General features: G+C 75.8%; 13 protein-coding genes. 4 read left to right on the top strand and 9 right to left on the bottom strand.

The features are described from left to right. Positions 1-58: 58 nt before the first annotated feature. The 6 genes from HDA33_RS08770 to HDA33_RS08745 all read right to left on the bottom strand — a co-directional run bounded on the left by HDA33_RS08770 (position 59) and on the right by HDA33_RS08745 (position 5,286). Complete coding sequence (locus HDA33_RS08770; protein ID WP_184172576.1) at positions 59-328, bottom strand: hypothetical protein; 270 nt, start codon at positions 326-328, stop codon at positions 59-61. Beyond that, a complete protein-coding gene (locus HDA33_RS08765; RefSeq protein ID WP_184172574.1) occupies positions 325-1,449 on the bottom strand; it encodes a hypothetical protein in 1,125 nt (374 codons plus the stop codon). Before HDA33_RS08765 ends, HDA33_RS08770 begins: the two co-directional genes overlap by 4 nt. 258 nt (positions 1,450-1,707) lie before the next feature. Then, a complete protein-coding gene (locus HDA33_RS08760; RefSeq protein WP_184172571.1) occupies positions 1,708-2,238 on the bottom strand; it encodes a metallophosphoesterase family protein in 531 nt (176 codons plus the stop codon). Continuing rightward, the gene (locus HDA33_RS08755) at positions 2,235-3,044 is read right to left on the bottom strand and encodes a DUF1648 domain-containing protein (protein WP_184172570.1); all 810 of its coding nucleotides are present in this window, start codon (positions 3,042-3,044) and stop codon (positions 2,235-2,237) included. Before HDA33_RS08755 ends, HDA33_RS08760 begins: the two co-directional genes overlap by 4 nt. 192 nt (positions 3,045-3,236) lie before the next feature. Continuing rightward, positions 3,237-4,232 (bottom strand): diacylglycerol/lipid kinase family protein, encoded by a 996-nt coding sequence (locus HDA33_RS08750; protein ID WP_184172568.1) that lies wholly within the window; start codon positions 4,230-4,232, stop codon positions 3,237-3,239. 166 nt (positions 4,233-4,398) lie between these two features. After that, positions 4,399-5,286, bottom strand: coding sequence for an EamA family transporter (locus HDA33_RS08745; protein WP_184172567.1), 888 nt, complete (start codon positions 5,284-5,286; stop codon positions 4,399-4,401). 447 nt (positions 5,287-5,733) lie between these two features. On the opposite strand from HDA33_RS08745, the gene HDA33_RS08740 reads away from it, so the two are divergent. The 3 genes from HDA33_RS08740 to HDA33_RS08730 all read left to right on the top strand — a co-directional run bounded on the left by HDA33_RS08740 (position 5,734) and on the right by HDA33_RS08730 (position 9,640). Then, positions 5,734-7,110: an acyl-CoA dehydrogenase family protein gene (locus HDA33_RS08740; RefSeq protein WP_184172566.1), complete on the top strand. Its 1,377-nt coding sequence runs from the start codon at positions 5,734-5,736 to the stop codon at positions 7,108-7,110. Then, positions 7,107-8,528, top strand: a complete 1,422-nt coding sequence (locus HDA33_RS08735) for an NtaA/DmoA family FMN-dependent monooxygenase (RefSeq protein WP_221432988.1) — start codon at positions 7,107-7,109, stop codon at positions 8,526-8,528. The genes HDA33_RS08740 and HDA33_RS08735 overlap by 4 nt, the downstream gene beginning before the upstream one ends. Before the next feature lie 236 nt (positions 8,529-8,764). Then, the gene (locus tag HDA33_RS08730; RefSeq protein WP_184172563.1) at positions 8,765-9,640 is read left to right on the top strand and encodes a siderophore-interacting protein; all 876 of its coding nucleotides are present in this window, start codon (positions 8,765-8,767) and stop codon (positions 9,638-9,640) included. 152 nt (positions 9,641-9,792) lie between these two features. Here HDA33_RS08730 and HDA33_RS08725 read toward each other — a convergent pair whose 3' ends face one another. Next, complete coding sequence (locus HDA33_RS08725) at positions 9,793-11,616, bottom strand: ABC transporter ATP-binding protein (protein ID WP_246417195.1); 1,824 nt, start codon at positions 11,614-11,616, stop codon at positions 9,793-9,795. Between the two features lie 250 nt (positions 11,617-11,866). Between HDA33_RS08725 and HDA33_RS08720 the strand changes: the two genes are divergently transcribed. Then, on the top strand, positions 11,867-12,409 hold the full coding sequence (locus HDA33_RS08720; protein WP_184172559.1) for a MarR family winged helix-turn-helix transcriptional regulator: 543 nt from the start codon (positions 11,867-11,869) through the stop codon (positions 12,407-12,409). Between the two features lie 120 nt (positions 12,410-12,529). On the opposite strand, the gene HDA33_RS08715 is transcribed toward HDA33_RS08720, so the two are convergent. Both HDA33_RS08715 and acs read right to left on the bottom strand, forming a co-directional pair. Then, on the bottom strand, positions 12,530-14,014 hold the full coding sequence (locus HDA33_RS08715) for a DHA2 family efflux MFS transporter permease subunit (RefSeq protein WP_184172557.1): 1,485 nt from the start codon (positions 14,012-14,014) through the stop codon (positions 12,530-12,532). Between the two features lie 102 nt (positions 14,015-14,116). Continuing rightward, positions 14,117-16,294, bottom strand: coding sequence for an acetate--CoA ligase (gene acs / locus HDA33_RS08710; RefSeq protein ID WP_221432987.1), 2,178 nt, complete (start codon positions 16,292-16,294; stop codon positions 14,117-14,119). Positions 16,295-16,310: the final 16 nt, after the last annotated feature.

The following is a 16,310-nucleotide window of genomic DNA, read 5'->3' as shown; positions in this document are numbered from 1 at the left end:
CGGAGGCACGGACGCCCCGCCCCCGGAGGTCCGGGGGCGGGGCGTGGGTGCGTGAGGGTCAGGCCTGTGCGGGGCCGCGTCGGCCCGCCCAGGCCCCGAGGACCAGGGCGACGACGAGCACGCCGACGCCCGCGAGGCGCACGCCCCAGCCGCCGTCGGCGGACTGGATGCTGTAGACGACGGCGGCCACGAACGTCACCACGGCGGCGATGCCGGAGCTCACGGGCACGGACTGCTCGCCGCGGCGGCGGGCGGAGGTGAAGGTCCAGGCGAGGACGAAGGCGCTGACCGCGACGAGGGCCAGGAGGGCGAGAAGGAGCGCGTTCATCGGCGGAGCTCCATCACGAGCTCGGCGCACGAGCCGAAGCCGAGCAGCGTCCAGACATTGCCCCCGAGGAACCCGGAGATGCGGGCGGCGTCCTGCTTCTGCTGGGCGGTCATCCGGAACGAAGGGATGACCTTGGCCCAGGACGCGCCGTTGGCCTTCCGCTTCAGCTCATTGGCCTGGTACTGGACAGTCTTCACGGCGGCATTGTAGGCGCCGCCGAGCCGGTCCACGGCTCGCCGGACGGTCGCAGACCGCTGGGCGACCGAGACGATGCTCTTGGTGACCTTGGCCAGCTTCACGGGTGTGAAGGTGATCGCGAGCTCCGCCGCGCACTTGGCGCCCGTGGCCGCCCACCACCACGCCGAGGGGTCGAGGACCACGCGGGACGAGCCGGCCACGGGGGTGAAGTGCTGCCGGAGCGTGCCGTCCGACCGCACGTCGTAGCGGGTCTCGAGTGTGACCCCGTTCTGGTCGAACGCCCACGGTGCCGCGATCCGACCCTCGGTGGCGCCCGCGGCGTCCACGATGGCCAGCGACCCGTCCGCGCGGGCCTCGAGGGAGCTGCCCTCGGGCAGGGAGAAGGAGTAGTCCACGTACCCAGCGGAGGCGTCCGCGACGGCGATGACCTGGCCGGCGCCGGCCTCCGACACGTGGGACACGGCCGAGACGCCCCGGTCCGCGTCCCGTGCAACGGTCACCCCGGCGTCCGTGGCCTGCTCGTCCGCGCCCGCGAGGGCGAGGGACATCTCGCGGCCGGAGGCGACGTCCGCGAAGCCGATGCCCCCGCCGTCCGTGGCGGTGAGCGGGACGACCGACGACGACAGGTCGCGGTCATGGGCCGCGTCGGACCACAGGGTGTCGTAGGCGGCCAGGACCTCCCCGTCCATGTCGACACCAGCGGAGTCGAAGATCTTTTCCTGTGCCGCGGCCGGGACCGCCGCGTCCAGCTCCGCCGCCACGCGGTCGTGGGCTGCGGTCCGGTACGCACCCTCCGATGCCGATTGGGCGAGGGGGGAGTCGGCGCGCGGGGCGTCGGTGCCAGCGGCGGCAGGGGAGGCTGACATCGTGGTGAGGAGCGCGGCCGTCGCGACGCCGGCCACCCATCGTTGGGCACGTCTCATGTTTCTCTCCTTGTCGAAGTGCTCGTGCTGGGCCGCCGTCCGGCACGCCGGGGATGGCGTCGCGTCCACCCCGGACCATGGGGCCCGGGGTCTCAGGCGTCGGAGTGCGGAGCTGTCACTCGGATGTGATGCGACCCACGCAAATCATAGACGTGTCATGCGATGCGTCATCCACACCGTCGCGTCGCGTCGCTGGCCGGTCCATGGCGTGGCACGGCTGTGGGGGCACGCCGTGCGGGCGAGAGGCCGGCCCGTCGGTCACGGCGTGCGGTCCACCGGGACCAGCTCGACGTCGGCCAGCCCGCCGTCCCGCACCACGGCCCGCATCAGCGTGCACACCGGCTGCCGCCGCCGGTCCGTGCAGGAGCCGGGGTTGAGTAGCCGCAGGCCCGGGTTCGCGGTGTCCGGCCCGGCGACCGTGTCCCACGGGATGTGGCTGTGCCCGAACACCAGCACGTCCGCGTCCGGGAACGCCTCGGCCATCCGGCGCTCGCGGCCGCGGGCGGCGCCGGTCTCGTGGACCATGGCGATCCTCACCCCGCCGATCTCGACGCGCGCCACCTCGGGCAGGCGGGCGCGCAGGGCGCCGTCGTCGTTGTTGCCCCACACGCCCACGAGCCGCCGCGAGCGCGCCTCGAGCTCGTCCAGGACGGCCTCCTCGACCCAGTCGCCGGCGTGGAGCACGACGTCGGCGCGCGCCACCTCGTCCCACACCTGGGCGGGCATGGCGCGGGCCCGGGGCGGGATGTGGGTGTCGGCGAGGAGGAGCAGGCGGGTCTCGGTGGTCATCGCGCCAGGTACGCCCCGATCCACGTGGCCACGGGCAGCGCCACCATGAACACGGCCACAAAGCCGTAGACGAGGAGGCGGCCGGCCCGCGTGCCGATGTTGATCGTGGTCCCCACGCCGTAGCCCGGGCGCTTGGCGGGGAACACGGTGGGGTCCTCGGGGTCGTCCTTCATGCCCAGCGGGGTCCACGTCTCGTCCTCGGCGAGCTCCTCCGGGGTGGGCCGGTGGCCCAGGTCCGCGGCGACGCCGTCCGCCCAGCGGGTCCACCGGCCCAGGGTCGCGCGCAGCGCCCCGAACACGCCGACCATCAGCGCCGTCAGGAGCAGCGGCATCAGCCACCAGGGCATCCGCCAGGCGCCGGCGGAGAGGACCTCGGCCGTCGTCGGGGCGGTCATGAGCAGGCTGAGCAGGGCGATCCAGCCCAGCCCCTCGCGGACCCCGCGGTTCACCCCCTCCTGGCGGACCCGCCGCCAGGCGCTGGTGGCCCCGTGCACGCCGGTCATGGCCGGGATCATCGCGGCGATCAGGGCGAGGAACGCCGTCATCCCGAGCCCGAAGATCGGCGCGAACGCGACCGTCCCGAAGGTGGTGTCCTCCCAGCGGTCGGGACGGCCGTCGATCCCCCAGTGCACCGGCACCTGCTCCGGCAGCCCCGGGTACGCGACGACGGTCCACACCAGCAGCGCGACGCTCACCGCGGCGGTCAGCAGGTACGGCCACCACGGCCGGGCGCGGCCCCGTCGCAGCGCGGCCTCCTCGGCGGCGGGGACGGGCTCGGGCTCGGGGACGGGGACGTAGCGGGCCATCCGCCCAGCGTATCCACAGGGACGGGCGCGCCGGCCGCCGTCGGGCCGGGCCGGCGATTCGGGCGAGTTGTCGGAGGTGAAGGCGGCTCACACCTCCGACAACTCACCCGAAACGCGTGGGGGTGGGGCCGGCGCGGGGGTGGGTGCGGGTCCGGGGGTGGCTTGAGGACGGCGACGCCGACGTCCGCGCCATCAGCCCAGCAGCGCGACGGCGCCCGGCACCGCCTCGACCTCCACCGAGGCTCCGCCGTGCGAGGCGGGCAGCACCTCGTCCCCGTCCGCGTACACGGGCACCCCGTCCGGCACGGCCACGCGCACCCGCCGGGCCCGCTCGGTGCGCAGCGGCCGCAGCAGCCGGTGGGCGCGCACGTAGACCAGGGGGAAGAGCAGGGCCAGGCCGGCGGTCGGCAGGGGCCCGACGACGGTCGCCTCCGCCCGTCCGTCGTCGAGGCGGGCGCCGGGGGCCAGGGGGATGCCGCCGCCGATCGTCGGGCCGTTCTGGACGGACACGAGGGCGACGCGCTCGAGGCGCACGGGGCCGTCGTCGAGCCCGAGGCCCATCTCCACCGCCGCGAAGGCGCGCGCCTCCAGGCCGAGCGCGGCGAGGTAGCGCAGCGGTCCGGGCACCACGCCGAGGGCGTTGGCGCGCGCGTTCACCCGCGCGTCGAAGCCGATGTTCACCGAGTTCGCGGCCCATCGGCGCTCCACGACGGCGCCGGCCCGGGTCACCGTCAGCCGCAGCGCGTCGATGCGGCGGACGGGCGCGGCGGGGTTTTCGAGGGCCCGTAGCACCGCCTCGAGGGCGGCGCCCGGATCGCTGCGATGCAGGCCCGCGGCCCGGGCGAGGTCGTTGCCGGTGCCCGCCGGGACGATCCCCAGCGGCACCAGGCGACCCGTGGCCTCCGCGTGGTCGCAGACGAGCCCGACCCCGGCCGCGACCATCCCGTCCCCGCCGCGCACCACCACCGCGTCCACGCCGTCCGCGAGCGCCGTGCGGGCGGCGGCGAGCTGGGCGGTGTGGTCGGCGGGGTCGGGGACCACGAGGTCGAGGGCGAGCCCCGGGTGGGTGCGCAGTCGGGCCTGGGCGCGGGTGAGGCTGCGACGCCGCCCGGCGTGGGGGTTGAGCAGCACGAGGACGCGGCGGCGGACGGCCGGGGCGCCGTCGTCGTCGGGGGAGCCGGGGGTCATGCGCCCAGGCTAGGCCGGGGCCGCGGGTCTCGGCGCGGACCCCTCCTCCCGGAGATTCGGGTGACTTGTCGGGGGTGCGGGGCCTTCACACCCCCGACAAGTCACCCCAAACGCTCACGACGCGCGGGGCGTGCGGGTGCTCACGACGCGCGGGGCGCAAGCCCGCTTACGACGCGCGGGGCGCACGCCGGGACGGCCGCGCCGCCCGCTCCGCCGCCCACACGGCCGCCGCGCACGCCAGGACCACGAGCCCCATGCCGACGAGGTCCAGGACGGCCAGCCGCTGCCCCCGCACCGCCCACGCCGTGAGGGCGGCGACCACGGGGGACAGGCACGTGATGAGGGAGAACAGGCCCGTGGGCATCGTCCGCAGCACCTGCATCTCGATGCCGTAGGGGATCGAGGAGCTCAGCAGCGCCACCCCCAGGCCCACCGCCAGCACCCAGGGCTCGAGCAGCACGGGGCCGGCGTCGGCCGCTCCCACGGGCACCGCCACCGCCGAGCCCACCACCATCGCCAGCGCGAGGCCCTGCATGCCGGGCAGGTGCGTGCCCGCGTGCCGGTTGGCCAGGATGAACCCGGCCCAGCAGGCGGCCGCCGCGAGGGCGAACGCCACGCCCAGCGGGTCCAGCCCCGCCCCGTCCATCCCCGCGGAGAACCCGTCCCGGCCGAGCAGCGCGATGCCCGCGAACGCCAGCGCGGCCCACACCACGGACAGCCACCGCCGGTTCGCCAGCACGGACAGCGCGAGCGGGCCCAGCACCTCGAAGGTCACGGCCACGCCTTGCGGGATCCGGTCGAACGCCGCGTAGATCAGCAGGTTCATCCCCGCCATGGTCACCCCCAGCATCACGACGGCGACCCACCCCCGCCGCGACAGCCCGGCCAGCGTGCGCATCCGGGGCCGGGTGAGGACCAGCAGCACCAGCGCCGAGAAGGCCAGGCGCAGGGCGACCATCCCGGCCGGGCCCGTGGTCCCGAACATCAGCCCCGCCACGGAGGCGCCCAGCTGCTGGCACAGCAGGGAGAGGAGGACCAGCGGGATCAGGCGCACCGGGTCAGACTACGGCCGGGTGCTGGCGTGCGGCGCCGCCGTCGTCGAGGGCCCGGCGGGACGGACGCAACGACCCGCCAACCCCCTGCTTTTCGGGTGACTTCTCGGAGGTGAACCGACCCGCGACCTCCAACAAGTCACCCGAAACGGTGGGTTACGGGTGGGCGGTGTGCGGGTGGGTGGTGTGCGGGTGGGCGATCTGCGGGTGGGGGCGAGGCGGGGGCGTCGGGTCACATCCGTGGGGCCGGAGGGGCTCGACGACGGCGGCGCGCGTCGCGTGACCCCGTGCGGCCCGGCGGCGCACCGCCGGCTCGGCCGCGCCCCGCCCGGGCTCCTAGCGTGGCGGCACGGACATCCCACCGCCCCGTCCCACCGCCCCGTCACCACCGCCCCTTCTCCACCCCGCCCGGTCCGGCACCCCGCCCGCCCCCACCCCAGGAGCCCCGCATGACCGCCTCCCGCCTGATCCCGCCCGCCGTCGACCCCGCCTCCCTGCCCCGCGACCTGCCCGGCCTGCGCGCCCACTTCCGCCCCGTCTTCGAGGAGATCGCCCGCGGCGCCCTCGAGCGGGACCGCGCCCGCCTGCTGCCCTTCGAGGCCGTCCGCGCGCTCGGCCGCGCCGGCTTCTCGGTGCTGCGCGTGCCGCAGGAGGCCGGCGGCCCCGGCGTCGACGTGCGCACCGTGACGGCGCTGCTCGTGGACCTCGCGGCCGCGGACTCCAACGTCGCCCACCTGTACCGCTCGCACCTGGGCTTCCTGGACGCCCTGCGCTTCCAGCCGCAGCCCGTGCGGGACCGCTGGCACGCCCTCGTGCTGGCCGGCGCCACCGTGGGCAACGCCTCCACGGAGCGCGGCGGCAACGCCCTGGGCACGCTGAACACGCGCCTCACGGCGCCCGCGGACGGGGACGACGACGGCGAGCCCGGCGCCGCCTGGACCCTCACCGGCACGAAGTACTACGCCACCGGCTCGATCTTCTCCTCGCACACGCGGGTCTCCGCCGCGGTGGTGCGCGCCGACGGGTCCCTCGCGCCGGGCCGGGGCTTCGCCGTCGTGCCGGTGGACGCCCCGGGCGTGAGCCTCGAGGACGACTGGGACGGCTTCGGCCAGCGCCTGACCGGCACCGGCACCGCGGTGTTCGAGGACGTCGCCGTGGACCCGCAGGACGTGCTCGAGCGGATCCCCGGCTCGCCCGAGGCCGTGCACGAGGCGGCGTGGTTCCAGCTGATCCTGCTCGCCGTGCTGGCCGGGATCGCCCGCGCCGCCCGGGACGACGCCGCCGCGCGGGTGGCCGCGCGCGTGCGCACCTTCAACACCGGCCTGGGCGTGCCCTTCCGCGAGGACCCGCTGATCCAGGAGGCCGTGGGCCGCATCGCGGCGAAGGCCTCCGCGGCCGAGGCGGTGGTCCTCGCGGCTGCCGACGCCCTGGACGCCTCGCTCGCCGCCGGAGCGGCCACGGGGGCCGACCGCTGGGGCTTCACCGGACCCGTCCCGCCGGCGTTCGCCGAGGCCGAGCTGGCCGTGGAGCACGCGCAGATCACCGTCCCCGAGCTGGCCCTCGGCGCCGCCCAGGAGCTGTTCCTCACCGGCGGCGCCTCCGACACGAGCGTGGCCAAGGGCCTGGACCGGCACTGGCGCAACGCCCAGACCGTCGCCACGCACAACCCCATCGCGTTCCGCGCCCGCGCCGTCGGCGACTACTGGATCAACGGCACCCTCCCCGAGGGCCTGAACGCGATCGGGGACGCGCCCGCCGCGCCGTCGTCGTCGGCCGTGGACGCCGCGCAGCCGGCCCCGGAGCCCGCCGAGGCGGGCGCCCGATGACCGCCCCCGACGGCGCTGCCGCCCCCGACGTCGCCCCTGCACCCGACGGCGCCTCGACCCCCTTCCTGCTCAGCGCCTTCGAGATGATGACGCCCGTCCACCAGTCCCCGGGACTGTGGCGGCATCCCGAGTCGCGGATCGCGGAGTTCGACCGGCTCGCCTACTGGACGCGGCTGGCCCGCACCGTGGAGGACGGCGGCTTCAGCGCCCTGTTCCTCGCCGACGTGCTCGGCCTCTACGACGTGTACGGCGGCGGCATCGAGGCCACCGTGCGCGGCGGCGTGCAGTGGCCCGTGCTGGACCCGGCGGTCGCGGTGCCGGCCATGGCCGCCGCCACCGAGCGGATCGGATTCGGGGTGACGGCGTCCGTCACGTACGAGCGGCCGTACCTGCTGGCCCGCACCCTCGCCACGCTGGACCACTTCACCGGCGGCCGCGTGGCCTGGAACATCGTCACGAGCTACCAGGACTCCGCGGCCCGCAACCTCGGCCTGGACCGGCAGATCCCGCACGACGCGCGGTACGACCTCGCCGACGAGGCCCTCCACGCGCTCTACCGGCTGTGGGAGGGCTCCGTGGAGCCCGGCGCCGTGAGGTTCGACCGGGCGGCCGGCGTCGTGGCCGACCCGGACCGCGTGCACCCGGCCGCCGTGGCCGGCGCGCACGTGCGCGTCCCGGACGCCGCGCTCACCCATCCCGGCCCGCAGGGCACCCCGTACCTGTTCCAGGCGGGCGCCTCCGCGCGGGGGCGCAGGTTCGCCCTCGACCACGCCGAGGCCGTGTTCGCCATCGGCCCGACGCCGGCCCACGTGCGCCGGTTCGTGGACCAGACCCGCGCCGGGCTCACGGAGGCCGGCCGCTCCGCGGACGCGATCCGCGTGCTGGCGATGGTGACCGTCGTCGTCGCCGAGACGGACGAGGCCGCCGCGCAGCGGCTGGCCGGGTACGCCGAGCACGTGGACGTGGCCGGCGCGCTCGCGCTGTGGGGCGGCTGGACGGGCGTGGACGTCGCCGGGCTGGACCCGGACGCGCCGCTGGAGCACGTGGTGACGGACGCGAACCGCTCCGCGCTCGCGGCCTTCACCGAGGATCCGAGCGGGCGGACGTGGACGCTGCGGGACGTGGCGGAGTTCGTGGCGATCGGCGGGCGCGGGCCCGTGATCGTGGGCTCGCCGGAGACCGTGGCCGACGAGCTGCAGCGCTGGCAGGCCGAGACCGGCGTGGACGGGTTCAACGTCTCCGCCGCGGTGCGCCCGGCCGACCTCGAGCGGTTCGCCGCGCTCGTGAGCCCCGAGCTGCGCCGCCGCGGGGTGCTGCGCGAGCCCGAGCCCGGGCGGACCCTGCGCGAGAACCTCTCCGGCGCCGGTCCGGCCTTGCCCGCGGACCACCGCGGCCACGCGTTCCGGACCGCCGGCTGAGCATCACGGACCGCCGCCACGCATCCCCCCCCCCCCCCGCCACCACGCGTTTCGGGTGACTTGTCGGAGGTGATCCGGCTCCTGACCCCCGACAAGTCACCCCAAACGCGCAGAGGGGGCGGGGCGGGGCGGGGCAGGGCGTCGGGGCACCCCCTGTGACGCCCGCCCCTGACCCGTGCGGGCCGGGCGTGGGAGAGTGGGGGCCGATCCCCGCCCGCCTCACCCGAGGAGACCCCATGACCCGCCCCGCGACCCCCGGCCGTCCCGCGCGGCCGCAGACCGTGCTCACCGTGGTGCGCACCGAGCGCCTCACCCCGCACATGGTGCGGGTGAGCCTGGGCGGGGAGGAGTTCGCGGCGTTCCACGCCCGCTGGGCGGAGAAGGGCGCCACGGACCAGTACATCAAGCTGCTCTTCGCGGACCCGGCGCTCGGCCTCACCCCGCCCTATGACATGGACGCCCTGCGCAAGCGTCTCGCCCCCGAGCAGATGCCCGTGCGCCGCACCTACTCGGTGCGCGCCGTGGACGTGGCGGCCGGCACGGTGGACGTGGACTTCGTGGTCCACGGCGACGACGGCCTGGCCGGCCCGTGGGCCGCGTCCGTCCAGGTGGGGGAGCAGGTGTGCTTCGGCGGTCCCGGCGGCAACTACCGCCCGGACCCCGCCGCCGACTGGCACCTGTTCGCCGGCGACGAGGCGGCCCTGCCGGCGATCGCCGCCGGACTGGAGGACCTGGCGACGACGGCACCGGACGCCGTCGGGACCGCGCTGATCGAGGTCGAGGGGCCCGAGGACGAGCAGCCGGTGACGGCCCCGGCCGGGGTCGAGGTGCGCTGGCTGCACCGCGGCGCCGAGTTCACCCCGCAGAGCACGCGCTGGGCGGCGGCGCTGCGGGACGAGCCGTGGCGCGAGGGCCGGGTCCACGCGTTCGTGCACGGCGAGCGCGAGCAGGTGAAGGCGGCCCGGGCGTACCTCGCCGACGAGCGCGGCGTGGACCGTCGCGACCTCTCCGTCAGCGCCTACTGGGCGTTCGGCCGCGCCGAGGAGACGTTCCAGGCCGAGAAGCAGACCCCGCTGGGCCAGATCTTCCCCGACGGCACCACCGGCGGCTGAGCCCCCAGCACTTTCGTGCGGGAAACGGGAGCCTCCCCCAGCGCTTTCGTGCGGGAAACGGGAGCCTGGTCCCGTTTCCCACACGAAAGCGGTCCCTGAGCCTCCCGTTTCCCACACGAAAGCGGGGGGTGCGGTCAGCGGCGGGGGTGCGGTCAGCGGGCGAGGGCCGGCTCCGCCGGCGCGGCGCCGGGCACGACGGCGTCCCCCCGGGCGGCGAGGGCCGCGAACGGGCCGCCGGCGCGCAGCAGTTCGGCCGGCGCCCCGAGCTCCACGATCCGCCCGCCCTCGAGCACGGCCACCTGGTCCGCGCCCATCACGGTGGACAGGCGGTGGGCCACCATCAGGGTGGTGCGGTGCTCGGCGAGCTCGTCGAGGGCCGTCTGCACGCGGGCCTCGGTGGTGTTGTCCAGGGCGGAGGTCGCCTCGTCCAGCACGAGCACGGGCGGGTTGCGCAGCACCGTGCGGGCGATGGCCAGGCGCTGCTGCTCGCCGCCGGAGAACCGGTGGCCGCGGGCGCCCACGAGGGTGTCCAGCCCCTCGGGCAGGGCCGCGACGGTCCCGGCCAGCGACGCCGTCTCCAGCGCCGCCCACAGCCGCTCGTCCGTGGCCTCGGGGTCGGCCAGGCGCAGGTTGTCCCGCACCGAGGCGTGGATCAGGTAGGTCTCCTGCGAGACCACGCCGACGATCGCCGCGAGGTCGGCCGGGTCCAGGCGGGCGACGTCGATCCCGTCGATGCTCACCCGGCCCGCGGTCGGGTCGTGGAGCCGGGGGACGAGCGAGGCCAGCGTGGACTTGCCGGAGCCGGTGGAGCCGACCACCGCCGTCGTGGTGCCGGCCGGGACGGTAAGCTCGATGCCGGACAGGGCCGGGGCGCCGTCGTCGTAGGCGAAGTCGACCCCCTCGAAGCGGACGGTGCCGCGCACGCGGGCCGGGTTCACCGGCACGGGATCCGCCGGCGGCTTGATGGCCGGGTCCAGGTCGAGGTACTCGAAGATCCGCGAGAAGAACGCCAGGGCGGTGACCCACTGCACGCCGATGTTCAGCAGGCCCATGAGGGGGCGGAACACCTGGCCCTGCAGGGCGGTGAACGCCACGAGGGTGCCGATGGTCATCCCTCCCGACGTGGCCGGCAGGCCCGCGGCCAGGTAGATCACCGCGGGGATGGCGGCGAACACGATCGACATGGTGGCCATGCGCCAGCGGCCGGCCAGCTGGCTGCGCAGCTCGAGGCCGATCAGCTCGTGGGAGCGGCCGGTGAACCGCTCGGCGTCGTGGCCGGTGGTGCCCAGGGTCTTGGCGAGGCGCGCGCCCGAGACGGACAGGCCCTCCTCCACCTGGGTGTGCATCTGCGCGAGGGCCGCCTGGCGCTCGTCCGTGACGGTGCGGCGCAGCTGGGCCACGCGGCGCGAGAGCCACACGGCCGGCGGCAGCACCACGAGCGAGATCAGGCTCAGCCGCGGGGACAGCGCGACCATGGCGGCCGCCGTCGCGACGACGGCGGTGAGGTTCGAGGCCACGCCGGTGGCCGTGGAGGTGACCACGGACTGCATGCCGGCGATGTCGTGGGTCAGCCGGGACTGGACCTCGCCGCCGCGGGTGCGGGTGAAGAAGGCCAGCGGCTGCGCCTGCAGGTGGGTGAACAGCCGCACGCGCAGGCTGTGCATGACGTGCTGGCCCATGGCCGTGGCGCGCCAGGTCTGCACGACGCCGATCACGGCCGTCAGCGCGGCGACGCCCACCATCGCGGCGGTCAGCCGGATCAGCAGGGGCACGTCCTGGTTCGGCAGGGCGTCGTCGATCACCGCGCGGACCAGGAAGGGCTGGGCGAGGTTGATGACGGAGGCCGCCGAGATCAGCACGACGACGAGCGCGATGGTGCCGCGGTGTGGGGCGAACAGGCGCGCGATGCGCCGCAGGGACACCGGGTGGCGGCGCAGCTGCGTGCGGTCGGCGGGGTCCAGCCGAGCCGGGGCCATGCCGCGGCCGCCGCCGCCGTCGGGGGCGGGGAGGGAGTCGGCGTGGCCGCGCGGTGTGCGGGTGCGGGGGGCGGAGGCGGGGAGGGGAGTGGTCATGGGGCGCTCCTTCCGTTCGGGCGCCGGGGCCGCCGCGGGCGGGTCGGCTCGCTCGACTGCGGGATGCAGGGGCGGGGTGCCGACCGGGCGGCCCGGTGATATGCAGAGGTTACCTCACAATGTGCCTGGCTCTCAAGTCGGTAGAGTTGGGGGCATGGACTCCGCCTCCGCTGACGCCGCCCGCCCCCACGACGACGGCGCCGACCTGGGCGACCTGATGCACGTGGTGTTCCGCCGGCTGCGACGGCGGTGGTCGGCGCAGCTCGAGCCCCTCGGCGTGACCCCGCACCAGGTGCGGGCGCTGCGCGGGGTCGCCGAGGGGGCCGGGGGCGGGATCGGGTCCGGCGCGGAGGCGCGCGCGGCGTCGCGGCCGGTGTCGGGGCCGGTCGCGGACGACGACGGCGGGGTGCGGCTGAGGGACCTCGCCGAGCGGCTGCGGATCGCCCCGCGCTCGGCCACGGACGTGGTGGACCAGCTCGAGTCCCGAGGCCTGGTGGAGCGGGCGGCGGACCCGGCCGACCGCCGGGCGGTGCGCATCCGCCTGACCGACGCCGGCCGCGGCCTGCTGCGGCGCGTGCACGAGGCGCGCCGCACCGAGGCCGCGGACTTCTTCGCCGTCCTGGCGCCGGCGGACCGCGCCGAGCTGGCCCGCCTGCTCGCGCGCGTGGCCGCGAACCCCGCGGAGGGGATCGAGTAGGGGGTCGTGTCCGGCGGGGCCCGGGGTCAGTGCTCGGCCGGGAGGCTCAGCCTCCCGTTTCCCGCACGAAAGCGTGGGGGGAGCCTCCCGTTTCCCGCACGAAAGCGTGGGGGCGTGGGCTCAGAGGGGGTTCGGGGCGGGGCGCTTCACGAACCACACCGCCACCACGTTCACGGTGAAGACCAGCGCGCCGGAGAGGAACGCCAGGTGCACGCCGTCCATGAGGGACGCCACCTCGCCGAGGCCGCCGGCCACGGACGACGCCGTCCCCACCGTGAGCAGCGTGATGAACAGGGCGGTGCCCGCCGCGCCGGCCACCTGCTGCAGCGTCGACACCAGGGCGGAGCCGTGCGCGTACAGGCTGCGGGGCAGGGCGCTGAGCGCCGTCGTCATCAGGGGGGAGAACAGCATGGACAGGCCCGTGGAGATCAGCACGTGCAGCCCCACCACCATGAACGCGCTCGAGTCCTCGCTGAGGAACGTGTAGCCCCAGAGACCCGCGGCGCCGAGGACGGCGCCGGGCACGATCAGCGGGCGGGCGCCCACGCGGTCGTAGAGGTGGCCCACCACGTACCCGAGCAGCGCCATCACCATGCCGCCCGGCAGCAGGGCGAGGCCCGACTGCTGGGTGGTCCAGCCCAGGACCTCCTGCAGGTAGATGGGCAGCAGCACGATGGTCCCGAAGAGGGCGAGCATCGAGGTGAGCATTACGGCCAGCGCCACCGTGAAGGTCGGCCGGGACAGCGTGCGCAGGTCCAGCAGGGCGTCGTCCTTGAGCCGCAGCTGCCGCACCGCGAACAGGGCCAGGGCGAGCACGCCCACGGCCACGGGGATCCACGGCGGCATCGCCGCGTTGCCGGCGGCGGCCTCGCCGATGCTGGACAGGCCGAAGATCAGGCTCGCGAAGCCGACGGCGGAGAGCACGCCCGAGAGCACGTCCAGGCGGACGGGGCGCGGCTCGGTGACGTTGCGGACCCAGGCGGCGCCCGCGGCCAGGGCGATCGCGGCGATCGGCAGGACGGTGAAGAACAGCCAGCGCCAGGAGAGGTGCTCGAGGATCACGCCGCCCACCGCGGGGCCGGACGCCGGCGCCACGGAGATCACGATGGAGATCAGCCCCATCACGCGGCCGCGCCGGGACAGCGGGACCACGTTGAGCACGGTGGTCATCAGCAGCGGCATCATGATCGCCGTGCCCACGGCCTGCACCACGCGTCCGGTCAGCAGCAGGCCGAACGTGGGGGCGAGGCCGGCGATCGCGGTGCCGGCCGTGAACGTCCCCATGGCCAGGATGAACACCGCGCGCAGGGACATGCGGTTCAGCAGCCAGCCCGTGAACGGGATGACCACGGCCATGGTGAGCATGAACCCGGTGGTCAGCCACTGCGCGGTGGCGGCGGTGACGGTGAACTCCGCCATGAGCCGCGGCAGCGCCACGGACATGATGGTCTCGTTCAGGATCACCACGAACGCCGCGGAGACCAGCAGGGCGATGAGCCGGCCGGTGCCGGGGGCGAGGGCGTCGTCGTCGGGACGGACGGCGACGTCGGCGCGGGGCTGCGCGTCGACGTCAGGCCGGGCGGCGTCGTCGGGGGATGCGGGCACGGAGGACCTTTCGGGGCCGGCCGGGGGCCGGGGGCGCGGGGGAGGGCGGTCCAGTCTACGGCCCGGCGGACTTCCGTCTCGCGCGCGAAAGCGGGGCCGGGGTCAGCGGCCCGGGCGGTCCGCCAGCACCTGCGCGATCTGCCCCACGCACACCTCGTTCTGCAGGCTCGTGGTGTCGCCCAGGGCGGTGCCGGTGTGCAGCTGCGTGAGTAGGCGTCGCATGATCTTGCCGGAGCGGGTCTTGGGCACGTCCGGGACGAACACCACCTCGGCCGGCTTGGCCACGGGGCCGATCACGGTGCCGACGTGCCGGCGCAGCTCCTCGGCGCGCTCGGCCGTCAGCGCGGCGGCGGCCTCGTCGCCCTCGGGGCCCGGCGCCCACTCCCGGCCCGGCACCACGAAGGCGACGGCGGCGTGCCCGGTCCGCGCGTCGGGCACGGGGCAGACCCCGGCCTCCACCACGTGCGGGTGCGCCACGAGGGCGGACTCGATCTCGATCGTGGAGAGGCGGTGCCCCGAGATGTTGATGACGTCGTCGATCCGGCCGAGGATCCACACGTCCCCGTCCTCGTCGGTCTTGGCGCCGTCCCCGGCGAGGAACCAGCCCTGCTCCGCGTAGTCCTCCCAGTAGGAGTGGAAGTACCGGGCCGGATCGCCCCACACGGTGCGCGCCATCGAGGGCGAGGTCCGGGTGACCACGATCTTGCCCTGCGTCTGCGCGGGCACCGGGGCGCCGTCGTCGTCCACCACGGCCACCTCCACCCCCGGCAGCGGCCGCGAGCCGCAGCCGGGCTTGAACGTGCGGTCCGTCGGACGCGGGGAGAGCACGGTGGAGCCGGTCTCGGACTGCCACCACGTGTCCACCATGGGCACCGGCTCGCCCGTGCGCGCGAGCGCGGCGCGGCCGATCTGCGTGCGCGCCCACGTCCACGCCTCGGGGTTCACGGCCTCGCCCACGGTGCCGATCAGGCGGATCGACTCGAGCGAGTGCTCGGCGGGGATGCCGTCCGGGTGCCAGCCCATCAGCGAGCGGATCAGCGTGGGGGCGGTGTAGTAGGAGGTGACGCGGTAGCGGTCGATCACCTCGAAGTGCCGGCCCGGGTGCGGGGCGTTGGGCACGCCCTCGTAGATCACCTGGGTGACGCCGTTGGAGAGCGGGCCGTACATCTCGTAGGTGTGCGCGGTGACCCAGGCGAGGTCCGCGGTGCACCAGTGCACGTCCTCGTGCCGGCGCGCCGGGTCCGGGTGGGAGAAGAGGAAGTCGTGGGTCCACGAGGCGGCGGCGAGGTAGCCGGCGGACGTGTGCACGAGGCCCTTGGGGCGGCCCGTGGTGCCGGAGGTGTACATCACGAACAGGGGGTGCTCGGCGTCGAAGGACGCCGGGGCGTGCTCGGTGGGCTTCGTCTCGACGACGTCGTGCCACCACAGGTCGCGGCCCTCGGTCCACGGGATCTCGCCGGCGCCGGTGAGGCCGCAGCGGGCGATCACCAGGACGTGTTCGATCGCGTTGTCCCCGGCGACGGCGGCGTCCGCGTTCTCCTTGACCGGGACCACCTGGCCGCGGCGGTGCTGGCCGTCCGTGGTGACGAGCAGCTTCGCGCCGGTGTCCTCCACGCGGAATCGCAGGGCGTCCGCGGAGAAGCCGCCGAACACGAGCGAGTGCACGGCGCCGATCCGCGCGCAGGCCAGGGCGATGACGATCGTCTCCACGAGCACCGGCAGGTAGACGACGACGCGGTCCCCGGGGCCGATCCCCAGGTCCTCGAGCCCGTGGGCGGCCTGGGCCACGCGCCGCTGCAGGTCCGCGTAGGTGACGGCCTCCCGGTCCCCGGGCTCGCCCTCGAAGTACAGGGCCACCTTCTCGCCGCGGCCGGCGGCCACGTGGCGGTCCACGCAGTTCACGGCCACGTTGAGCCGGCCGTCCTCGTACCAGCGCAGCGCGGGGCCGCGCTCGGCGGCGGGGTCCGCGGGCGTGCCGGTGCTAACGCGCGTGAACTCGCGGTCCCACGTGAGCCGGCGCCCGGCGGCGGCCCAGAACGCGAGACGGTCCTCCTCGGCGACGGGGCAGCCGTCGCCGCGGCCCCCGTGCGCGAGATCCTCGGCGCGGCCGGGGTGGACGTCCGGGTCGGCGGCGTCCACCACGGCCTGCGGGAGCGGGCCGGGGAGCGTGGCGAGGGCCTCGGCGGGCACGCCGTCGTTGGGGCGGCGGACGGGCGCGTCGGGGGCGGCCGGGGCGGAGCTGCGGGCGCGCGTGGCGGCGTCGAGAGGGGAGGGGGTCATGCGGGGGCACCTGCCT

Source organism: Micrococcus endophyticus, assembly GCF_014205115.1.
GTDB lineage: Bacteria > Actinomycetota > Actinomycetes > Actinomycetales > Micrococcaceae > Micrococcus > Micrococcus endophyticus.
This window is presented reverse-complemented; position numbering and strand designations above follow the sequence as displayed.